Source organism: Paraburkholderia sp. (assembly GCF_034668105.1).
Taxonomy (GTDB): Bacteria; Pseudomonadota; Gammaproteobacteria; order Burkholderiales; family Burkholderiaceae; genus Paraburkholderia.
On record NZ_JAXDPY010000203.1, the window covers coordinates 1 to 9238 of the forward strand.

General features: G+C 57.6%; 11 protein-coding genes. 6 read left to right on the top strand and 5 right to left on the bottom strand.

Going from position 1 to position 9238, the window contains the following annotated elements; all coding sequences use genetic code 11:
- Both QOC89_RS09525 and QOC89_RS09530 read left to right on the top strand, forming a co-directional pair.
- Positions 1-94 (top strand): PrpF domain-containing protein (locus QOC89_RS09525; protein ID WP_323044802.1); only part of this gene is annotated, 94 nt, incomplete at its 5' end.
- Positions 95-319: 225 nt separating this feature from the next.
- On the top strand, positions 320-778 hold the full coding sequence (locus QOC89_RS09530) for a hypothetical protein (protein WP_323044793.1): 459 nt from the start codon (positions 320-322) through the stop codon (positions 776-778).
- 79 nt (positions 779-857) lie between these two features.
- Here the strand turns inward: QOC89_RS09530 and QOC89_RS09535 are convergent, their stop codons facing one another.
- The 3 genes from QOC89_RS09535 to QOC89_RS09545 all read right to left on the bottom strand — a co-directional run bounded on the left by QOC89_RS09535 (position 858) and on the right by QOC89_RS09545 (position 3324).
- On the bottom strand, positions 858-1250 hold the full coding sequence (locus QOC89_RS09535) for a hypothetical protein (protein WP_323044794.1): 393 nt from the start codon (positions 1248-1250) through the stop codon (positions 858-860).
- Positions 1251-1370: 120 nt separating this feature from the next.
- On the bottom strand, positions 1371-2828 hold the full coding sequence (locus QOC89_RS09540; protein ID WP_323044795.1) for an NCS1 family nucleobase:cation symporter-1: 1458 nt from the start codon (positions 2826-2828) through the stop codon (positions 1371-1373).
- 115 nt (positions 2829-2943) lie between these two features.
- Entirely contained in the window at positions 2944-3324 is a 381-nt protein-coding gene (locus tag QOC89_RS09545; RefSeq protein WP_323044796.1) for a hypothetical protein, read from the bottom strand.
- Between the two features lie 324 nt (positions 3325-3648).
- On the opposite strand from QOC89_RS09545, the gene QOC89_RS09550 reads away from it, so the two are divergent.
- Positions 3649-4200, top strand: a complete 552-nt coding sequence (locus tag QOC89_RS09550) for a hypothetical protein (protein ID WP_323044797.1) — start codon at positions 3649-3651, stop codon at positions 4198-4200.
- Here the strand turns inward: QOC89_RS09550 and QOC89_RS09555 are convergent.
- Positions 4126-4578: a DUF3828 domain-containing protein gene (locus tag QOC89_RS09555; protein ID WP_323044798.1), complete on the bottom strand. Its 453-nt coding sequence runs from the start codon at positions 4576-4578 to the stop codon at positions 4126-4128. The two genes, QOC89_RS09550 and QOC89_RS09555, sit on opposite strands and share 75 nt — an antisense overlap.
- An 8-nt stretch (positions 4579-4586) precedes the next feature.
- A complete protein-coding gene (locus QOC89_RS09560; RefSeq protein WP_323044799.1) occupies positions 4587-4961 on the bottom strand; it encodes a CHAP domain-containing protein in 375 nt (124 codons plus the stop codon).
- A 1146-nt stretch (positions 4962-6107) separates the two neighbouring features.
- Between QOC89_RS09560 and QOC89_RS31855 the strand changes: the two genes are divergently transcribed.
- The 3 genes from QOC89_RS31855 to QOC89_RS09570 all read left to right on the top strand — a co-directional run.
- Positions 6108-6305 carry a transposase gene (locus QOC89_RS31855; protein ID WP_416340385.1) on the top strand — a complete coding sequence of 66 codons (198 nt, stop codon included), beginning with the start codon at positions 6108-6110 and terminating at the stop codon, positions 6303-6305.
- 673 nt (positions 6306-6978) lie between these two features.
- Positions 6979-7968 (top strand): VirK/YbjX family protein, encoded by a 990-nt coding sequence (locus tag QOC89_RS09565; RefSeq protein WP_323044800.1) that lies wholly within the window; start codon positions 6979-6981, stop codon positions 7966-7968.
- A 907-nt stretch (positions 7969-8875) separates the two neighbouring features.
- The coding region (locus QOC89_RS09570) for an isochorismatase family protein (RefSeq protein WP_323044801.1) at positions 8876-9238 on the top strand (363 nt) is incomplete at its 3' end.

Below are 9238 nucleotides of genomic sequence, written 5' to 3' on the forward strand. Positions count from 1 at the left end.
AGGCGGCGAGTGGACGGTCACCAAGGCGATCATGAGCCGCAGCGCGCGGGTTTTGATGGAAGGGTGGATTAGAGTGCCGACGCCGGAGGCTTGAGGCGGGGGAGGGGCATTGGCCTCGGTGTTGCTGACGGGCTGGATGATCGGGAGCGTGGCATCGAGAATCCAGCCCCGAACTCGAAGCTGATTTTTCCGCGCGTCGAAAAACCTCATCGAGCACGCAAGTACGTGTAAATTCGAAGCCGGTGGTTTCCGACCCGCCACTGCGTGTTTTTGAATCGGTCGTCATCCGAGTCAGTCCTACCGTTGTACGGGAGCCGGTATGAGCACGAAGCAGAGCAAAAAAGAACATCTGGTCGCTGCGGCGTCACATCACGAGCAGGCGGCGCGATTTCACCACGCTGCGTCGCGGCATTTCGAGGCGGGGAAGGATTTTGACCACACCGCACATCAGGCGATGCTGGCCCATGGTCACACCTTGCATGCGATCGATGAGGCTCATGATGCAGGTGCACATAACGTTAATATGCCGCCGCTAGCGCCTGCATCGGCGGCTGCGAGTGCAACGAGTGCAGCTGCAGCAAAACACCACGCAACGGCAGCGGAGCTTCACCTGGAAGCAGCGCAGCATATGCGTCACGCTGCGAAGCTCTTCGATCAGGACCGTAGCGCCGTGGCCCACGACGCGCAGCTGGCGCTCTCGCTCGCACTGCGCGCTTTGGCTCATGGCAACGAAGCGGCCAAGCTATTTATCAAACTCGCTCCCGCTGAAACCTCGTGACTGACGCTGGTTGAATGCAAACCCGTGACGCCGGGTTCAGCAGCGCGTTTCAGCGGAGCGGTTCTGATATTCCGGCGTTTTACTGGGGACTATGCCTGCCGGCCAGCACGTCTGCCGCGATGGATTTCGCATGCGCGACAGCCTCGTTTGGGTCGGGGAATACGCCGAGCTGCTCCCAATGCTCTTCGACCGCATACGTGCCTCTCACGCCGAGCGCCCTTTGTACGCGCAATTGCGCCGCGTACTTGCCGTCTTCCAGTGGTCGAGCCGTTGCAATCACCTTGTGCGGAGGATCGGGTCGCTCCGGTTGTTTCAACTCGACGGGGCCGCCCGGTGCGCCGATATCGTTTAACGCGTTCCTCGCTTTGCAATCTGGGCAGTAGAAACACCACCCCCCGTCCTCACGAATCGATCTGACCTGCCCGCGGGCCAGCACGGCACGACATTCAACGTTTTCGCAGATGAACGGCATAGCAGTCTCCGGAGTTGTTTGCGGAAATCCTAGCATGACCGCCGACGGCTAACCATGGGCAATATTGCCGTGCCTGCTCTGCGTGGGTTTTGTAATCTTCGTCGCTCCTTCAGGAAGGCTTCACGCGCGGGTCGGCGCGATCGCGGCACGTGGCCGCAGCGTCGCCATGATCAGGTACATGCCGCCGCCGATCACCACGCCGAAGAACCATCCATAGGTATTCCACCAGACCGGCAACAGGTTGGTGAAGTTGGGCAGGAAGGTCGAAAACACGCTGCCGACTGCCGCGGAGACCAGCGCGTTGACGTTCCAGCCCCCTTCGTAGCGGTACTCGCCGTACTCCTGATAGAGCGCCGCGACGTTGATGTTGCCCTTGGCCACGAGATAGTAGTCCACCAGAATGATCCCCAGCAGCGGGCCCATGGTGGCGCCGATGCCGTTGACGAAGTGCGCGGCATTGCCTTCCCACGGGGCGAACGGGTAGAGCACCAGCGCGATGGCCGCGGCGATGTAGCCGCCTCTCTTGAAGCTGATCCGCTTGGGGAAGGCGTTGGAGATGTCGAACGCGGCCGAGACGAAATTGGCCACCACGTTGATGCCCAGTGTGGCGACCGCGAAAGTCAGCGCCGCGATGAGCGCCAGCACCCAGCTGTCGAATTTGGCTGAGATCTGTTCGGGGTGGAGCAGCACTTCGCCGTACACCTTGAAGGCGGCGATGGTGGTGACGCCGGCAACCAGCGAGAACGCGATCAGGTTGACTGGCAGGCCCCATAGGTTGCCTTTCTTCACCGCGTCGCGGTTTTTTGCGTAACGGGAGAAGTCACAGAAATTCAGGTAGAGCGCGGCGAAGTAGGTGATCCAGGTTGCGCCTACTGCCATTAACGCCCAGAACGAGCCGGGGTCGCCGCTGACGCCGGCGTCTTTGGTCTTGTCGAGTAAGGCGCTCATTGGGATACCGTGGCTGAACGAAAAGCCGCCGGCTTTGACGCATAGGCCGATCGCCAGGATCAGCATCGCAACCCAGACTGCGGGACCAGCCCAGTCCTGAAATTTGCGTACTGTCTCCATGCCTTTCTGGATGATGAGCAGTTGCAGCGCCCAGATGATGATGTAGCAGATGACTTCTAGTCCTGAGTGGCCCAGCCATTGGGTGTTTTTGTGGAAGGCCATGAGGCTGTCGCTGCGGATCAGGAGAGCGACCATTGCGCCTGACGCGGCTGCGGTTTGGGCGCCGTACCAGAAGCAGGCCACCACGGCGCGGACCAGAGCTGCGAGGTTGGCGCCCCAGACGCCGAAGGAGGCGCGTGCCAATACGGGGTAGGGGACGCCGGTTTTTTCGCCTGCGTAGCCGATCAGGTTCATCAGGGCGAAGATGACTAGCGAGCTCAGGCCGATTGCCATGACGAAGTTGATGAAGCTGCCGCAGAGCAGGAACAGGCTGGCGGCAAGGTAGTAGCCCCACAGGCTGTGGACGTCCGAGGTCCAGACGTTGAAGATGCTGAAGGCGCCCCAGTTGCGTCGCTTCGAAGGGGCGAGATCTGCGTTGTAGAGGCCGGGGGAAGGGTCGCGGATTTCCATCTGTCATCTCCTTTGAACTCGTCGTGTAAACGTGGGACTGAGGAAACACCGCCGGACACCTTCTAGGGGAAGTTTAGCCCTGCGTTTGCAGACTGCTGGTTTGCGAGAGCTGTAATTACATTGCTGCGTTGTTCTTTTTTGAATGGGTTAACCCTGGTTGGGGTGTGAACTCGTAGGAGCCTTTTGTCCATTCCGACGCACGATGGGCGCCGTTGCAGTGTTGGTGTTGTGATTTAGATGATCGTCTTGCGAAGGCATTATTGCCTGAGCAAAAAGGTACGGCAAGTCGATGCATGGCTAGTGCTTTACAGTAAGAGGTTTGCGATTCGTCGAATTTGACGCTGTGGGATGGATTTTTTATTGTGATTTCACCGCGGAAAAGTGCGAGCCGCACCATGGTTACGGCGCGCGCGAGGGCGGTAACGAAGGCGCCAATTGCGGGATTGCCGTCGCTCTCACGGATGCGCCCTGAGAGGGAGGCGGGTTCGTGATCCATTCATTCTGGAGGACTGAAGATCTGGTTTGAGCTCTGAGTAACTGGCGCTGTCTGATGCGCGGCGCTGTCTAGCAGCGCACAGCGGGGAGGACAGGTTGAGAGCGTCACGGTCATGCATGCCCTTGAGTGCCCGAGCACTCGGCGGCTTCCGACCCGAGGTGACGCTGAGCCGTGTAGTGATCGGCAGTAGATGCCCTATCGGGCAGCTATGGATTCGAGCCTCGCGGGCAATTGAACAAGGGAGCCGGGTCGACGCCAACAAAGTGCAACTTTTTAAAAAATCGACGACATGAGGAAGTGCCTGTTGCTGCTGGCTAGGCTGGGATGAAGCACAATTCGGTCATGTACATCGAGCGAGCAGGCCAGCCGATCGGAATTCAAGAACGTCACGACTATCAGCCGATAAATATCGACTTCGCCTTTGAACACTTTGACCGTACCCTTGAGCAAAATCGCGGAATTTTTCTCGAATATTGCAAGCTGGCGGGAATGATTCCTGCGGATTTCGAGGCCCTCTTTAAGGGAAAGGGGTTTGATCGGCTCGTTCTTGCTGGCGGCGGGGTTCCGCGCGACTGCATGTCGTTTTTTCTCGAAGTCCTAGACAGGGTGAGAACAGCAGATCCGGCCGGAAAAATCGGCAAGGATGACGTTCGCTTTCTGAGCAAAGAAACTTTTGAGCGTCGAATTGACGAACTTAAGCAAGACTCCGAGGGGCAGGACCAAGACACTTTGCTCAAGGGTATAAGGGCTAGTCATCGAAGCGTAATCTCCCCGACATCCTGGCCCAAGTGGACGCAGCTGCTATCGGTAGTCAAGCGTGTCATCGACTTTGATGATCTTCCAGCCGTCTCCTTGCTTGCGCAGAAATACCAATAAGCTGATTTTGTCTTTTGAACCAAAGGTAACTGGAACAACCGCAACGTCGCCGAGCATGACCGGCGGGTGTGTCGCGATGTTGTTAAGCCAGTCTTGTTCGTCGTAGTCCTGCACCTTTGTGAAATAATCGCTGTCGCCGGGGAGCCTGTTATGGCGATAAGCGCTTCGAAGTCTGTCAGCCGTTGTCTTGGTCACGTAGACGTAAATGCGCTTGTCGAGCAAAGGGTAGGTCTGTTTGGATTGCAGTTCGATATACCAGGTATAGAACGCTTTGGTGCTTGCGTCAGGCGTGGCGCTATCCGCGAATGCCCGTTGCTGAAATAGCAGTCCGCCGGCCAACATCAATACTGACACGGCGAGGGTGAGTAGCTTCTTCATCGTTCGTCTCAGTTGTATCGATAGATTTTGTAGGCCGGCTGCGATTGCCGATAGGCCGGTCCCGGATAGAAGCCTTGCCGGCCGGCGTGGGTTTGCTTGAAATCAGATACCCATATGGAGCCGTCAAAGATCGCCATGTGCCCGGCAGGGTGGCCTGGGGCCGGCTGTATCACGATCACGTCGCCTTGCTGCGGGTCTCCGATCGTTTGGCGAAAGCCGGCAGCCTCAAGGAGTGGGCCATAGTCTTTGGCGTAATCTGTGGGGCGCAGTAGGATTCCGCCCCACTCGATTGCCTTGCGTACGTATTTCGCGCAGTTGTGCGTGCTGTGTGATTCGGCATGGTTATCTGCGTAGGTCGCTGCGGATGATTTATCGAACGGCATTGCGTCTCCCTTAACAAGTTTGTTGTCGCTTGAGTTGGGACGCTAGCACGTGGGATTTTGGTCGTTGTCAAATTGTGTCTCGAGCGGGGATGTTATGTGTGCTGCGTGGGGTCATCGATTGTTAGTCGGAAGCTGCAGTGCGAGTCTGGTAATGCTTGTTTGTCGTCGACACTCGTAATGAATTACCTCTCGTCACATACGCACTGCTGTTACAGGATGTACCAATGTGCTCTGGCAATTGACGTTTGGTCGCGAACGAGCTTCATCGCCATTTGGGTCGATCAATCACGCTGGCTAACATGTAACCACCAGCTTTCTAGGTCAGCGGCACTGAAGCGCAAGATCCCGTTCGCCCCAGGCGCTGTATCGACATAAAGAGAGGACTCGGTCCTCGCCTCGAACGCGAGCAACGGACGAGAGCTAGCAATGGACGCCGCTTGGCGGATCTGTTGCAGAAGAACGTCTACACTCGAGTCCCTACCGCCATGCTGAGAGACCATAACACCAGACAGGAAGGCGGGATGTCCGTCATCTGGCGGGGAGCCGACTGCTGGAGGTCCGCGCGATCGTAACCGTGAACGTCGCTTCATGGCCGGTCGCACCCGCTGAGATATGCGTCACAAAGCTGCCACTAGCGCAGGCCGAATGTTTTCGACCGGCGGCTTACGACGAAGGCGGTGAACGCATACTTCCGGTCAGTTTCGGTCGTTCGCGTGCACGTTCACACGTATACCCAAACGTCAGCTCGGGCCAGACAGCGGACGTTCACTCGGCGATGGCACTCGTCGCGTGATTAGCCGTTGCGGTCGCTAGAAAGACAACTGAAAAGACAACTGAATTAACGGAAATGACCGGCGGCGCCCGATTTTTCGTGCAGAGTGGTCAGAGGTGACGCAAAACTGCGGCATTGATTTACCTCACCGTGATTTAGACGACGCGTGATACGGGCACCGGTATTCAAACGTTGGGTCGTTGATTGTCGTGCAAGCGCGTCCCGGAGAGGTTGAGACAATCGAATCGAACTCTGCCCGACGAAATCCGCTCTACGATTCAATATGTTCCTTCTCCCTCTGTCAGACTCCGTATGGAGTCGCATTCAGCACCTCTTCCCAGACCTGGCGGCTGGCCGCGGTCGGCCCCGGCGCAATGACCGCGAGTCTTAACGCCATACTATGGGTCCAGCAGACCGGCGAAAAATGGCACCCGTTACCCGGTAGCTTTCCGCCGCAGCAAACCTGCTACCTACACTACACCTCATGGAAAAAGTCCGGCGTCCTGGCTCAGCTGATCGCTTTGCTCGAAACGATCGACCACAAGGCGTCGCAACCCCCGTCCAAGCGTTAGGAAACGGAAGATAGCGTCTGCCTGGGCGGTGGAAAGCAAAGGTCGCGTAATGTCCGCAGCCGATTAGTCACCGGCAGACGGCGGAGTCACCGTGGGATCTCGAAAGCCGACGTTCAAACGGTGCAGCATCCAAGCGCGGAAGCGGGTCGACTTGAGCCGACCGCGTGGGGCAAAAAGCGACCAGGAAGCGCCATTCGCCGGGGCCGCCGCTTAGACATTCGGGCGTCGGCTCAGGTCGCGAACCGGCCATTCAAGTCTTATTGGTGAAGTGTCGCTTGTCGGCAAACCTCGTCTCCACGATGCGCCCGGTTTTCAAATCCTCTCACGATATTCCTGTCGGCACTAGGCGCCCAACGGAATATCCTGTAATCTTCGGTTACGTTTAGAAATCTTGCGTAACAATTCGTTTACAGTCACATCGCATCTTGAGAGAGTCGCATGGTCTGTCCGAAGACGAGTATTCGCGAAGGGGTTCGCCGTGATCGGTAAGGGATGCGATGTATTGAACGGACAATTCGATTTGCGAATGAGAGGTCCGATATTCGGATTGACTAGGGTTGCGAATTGGAACGCCGTCGCTTATGACAAGCTGGCTGGCAGCGACTTTTGCAATTGCCGCAGTCGCCTCCGTGCCAGCACCGCTCATTAAAATGAAAATAAATTGTGGTCGATAATGTCGCTTTCTGAAGTTTTCCGCCTGTTATCTAGAGCTATTCCCGGACGAACTCCTCACGATATCTTCCGGCGGGTCCGCGTGCTGATGTACGCACTACTCAATCCGTTTGCGGCACGCATCTGGTTGAAGGCATTGACGACGAACTCCCTGCTTGCGGATATTGCTGTCTGCGACCGGCGCTTTCTTGAACGGCCCTTTCGTTGCTTCGCCCAGGCCGATATGCCTGCATACGAGCGTGCCGAGCTGCTATGCGGTCATTTTCGAGTCGTTCGGGAGCTATTCGGTGAAGATATGGTGCGCAGGCTCTACCTGAATTCGGAATATGCGACGTTGGCATCGCACGGCAGGTATGCGCTCGTTGTGAGTGAGCCGGTACGCTGCTGGCGCGAAGGATTGCTTACCGTCGCCTGGCGTGACGTGTTTGAGCACGTGGATCTTGCGTGGGCGACCGTTAGCTTCGAAATGCATCCCGAAACCGGGAAACGGGGAGCGCTGATCGGGGGGCTGCAAGGGCCGGCCAGCGGGGACAGGGAGCGAGTGCGCGAGGCCACACGTGCATGTCATGGACTACGACCGAAGGCAGCTGTGATGGAAGCCGTTGGCGAATTGTGCAGGATATCAGGGGTGGACGCGCTTACTGGAGTGACGAAGAAGACGCATGTTTCCGCTACAACAGCGGTTCAGTTTAGCGCGGACTACGACGGCTTCTGGCGCGAACTAGGCGGCGTTGAGGTCGAGGGGCGGTTCTTGCTGCCGCTTCGCCCATATCACCGCGACATCAGTGAGGTTCCGTCTAACCGGCGCGCTGCATTTCGCAGGCGTCAGACGCTAATTGCGGAGTTGCTGGCGCAGATCGATGGGGCAGTCCGCGAAGGTTTGACCGCAGATGTGAAGCCGCTTCATCTGAGTCACGAGAAGGCCGACGCCCCTCTGCGGACACTTGCTGTTGCTATGGCGGACAATTATCGTGACGCGGAACCTGCGTGATTGCCGTGTCATGCAGCCATGGAACGCGCTCGATTCTTCTAGTCAGATACCCGCAAAGGATTTTCAAAGCGGAAGGTGACCTCCCGGCGGCGCTATCACATTTCTCAATGACAGGGTCCGTCGAGAGGTAATGCGCATCCATGGGCGCTACGACCGGAAGGGCGGATTGAAGAAGAGATCGCGGACTAGGAGACTCCTCTCTCAAGGTCCGATGTGCGCCCCAGTGCTGCCCTCTACCTGGCGGATCGATAATTGGCTGAAGTGGATCGGATGCTGCTCGCGAGCGGGAAGCGATTGCAGCCGCAATGAGGTCAAGCGAGGGGGAGAAAGCGAGATACACTCGTGAGGGATTCGCACCTGATGGCTTTATGCGCCGATCGGTTCGCGCAGATAGTACGCGCGCACTACCGTCGATTCGCCGCCGCTTACATAAGCCGCTCACCGGTGCCGAATGAATTGGCGACTTGTCTTTCCCGGCGGCTTCGGCGATGTTGCCGCCAACGTCACCCGCGACAACAATGCACGGAGGACAACTGTCGCACGTTGACGCGAAGATTCGCACCTGGGTGGACTATCTAAGGGATACGATGCCGGCGACACTGGCGGCTGATCAGGAGGGTCGATTTTAGGCAGGTGCATCGCTTACCAGGCGCCCCCGAAGCGGTCATACGTGTGCGGCTGCTCGACCATCAGCCATCTGAATGGTTTGGCCGGTAGAATTGTTTGGCCACGACGCCATAATGGTCGCAGGCTCTAAAGCCGCCGCGCCGCGAGTGCCCCATATCATGCAGGTTATATCGGAGAGTCTATGCTTAACGTTCAAAGAACACTGGTCGCACTGCTGCTTGCTTTACCTTTCTGCGGTATGGCACAAGCCGACACCATCGCGTCCTGGAAGTCAGTCCCGATGCCTCCGCCTCCGGAGTTGAAGGCATTTACCGTTACCGATCCAGGTCATACCGCGCTATTGTTGCTCGATTTCGACACGAGTACCTGCAACAGCATAGAGCGTCCCACCTGCGCGGCCTCACTGCCGTATGTCGCCAATCTGTTGAGCAAGTCGCGCGAGGCGAACCTGATGATCGTCTACAGCCTGACCAGCGTGGGCACACTGGCGGCGGTGCCGTCGGTTATCGCGGCCAAAGGTGGCGAGACGGTCGTGCAATCCGGCGTGGACAAGTTCTTCAATACCGATCTCGAAACGGCTCTGAAGAACAAGGGCATTCAGACCGTGATCGTTACCGGCACGATGGCACACGGCGCAGTGTTG

Coding starts and splice junctions, on each gene's coding strand:
- QOC89_RS09530 (WP_323044793.1), top strand. CDS start 320: ATGAGCACGAAGCAGAGCAAAAAAGAACATCTGGTCGCTGCGGCGTCA.
- QOC89_RS09535 (WP_323044794.1), bottom strand. CDS start 1,250: ATGCCGTTCATCTGCGAAAACGTTGAATGTCGTGCCGTGCTGGCCCGC.
- QOC89_RS09540 (WP_323044795.1), bottom strand. CDS start 2,828: ATGGAAATCCGCGACCCTTCCCCCGGCCTCTACAACGCAGATCTCGCC.
- QOC89_RS09545 (WP_323044796.1), bottom strand. CDS start 3,324: ATGGATCACGAACCCGCCTCCCTCTCAGGGCGCATCCGTGAGAGCGAC.
- QOC89_RS09550 (WP_323044797.1), top strand. CDS start 3,649: ATGAAGCACAATTCGGTCATGTACATCGAGCGAGCAGGCCAGCCGATC.
- QOC89_RS09555 (WP_323044798.1), bottom strand. CDS start 4,578: ATGAAGAAGCTACTCACCCTCGCCGTGTCAGTATTGATGTTGGCCGGC.
- QOC89_RS09560 (WP_323044799.1), bottom strand. CDS start 4,961: ATGCCGTTCGATAAATCATCCGCAGCGACCTACGCAGATAACCATGCC.
- QOC89_RS31855 (WP_416340385.1), top strand. CDS start 6,108: ATGACCGCGAGTCTTAACGCCATACTATGGGTCCAGCAGACCGGCGAA.
- QOC89_RS09565 (WP_323044800.1), top strand. CDS start 6,979: ATGTCGCTTTCTGAAGTTTTCCGCCTGTTATCTAGAGCTATTCCCGGA.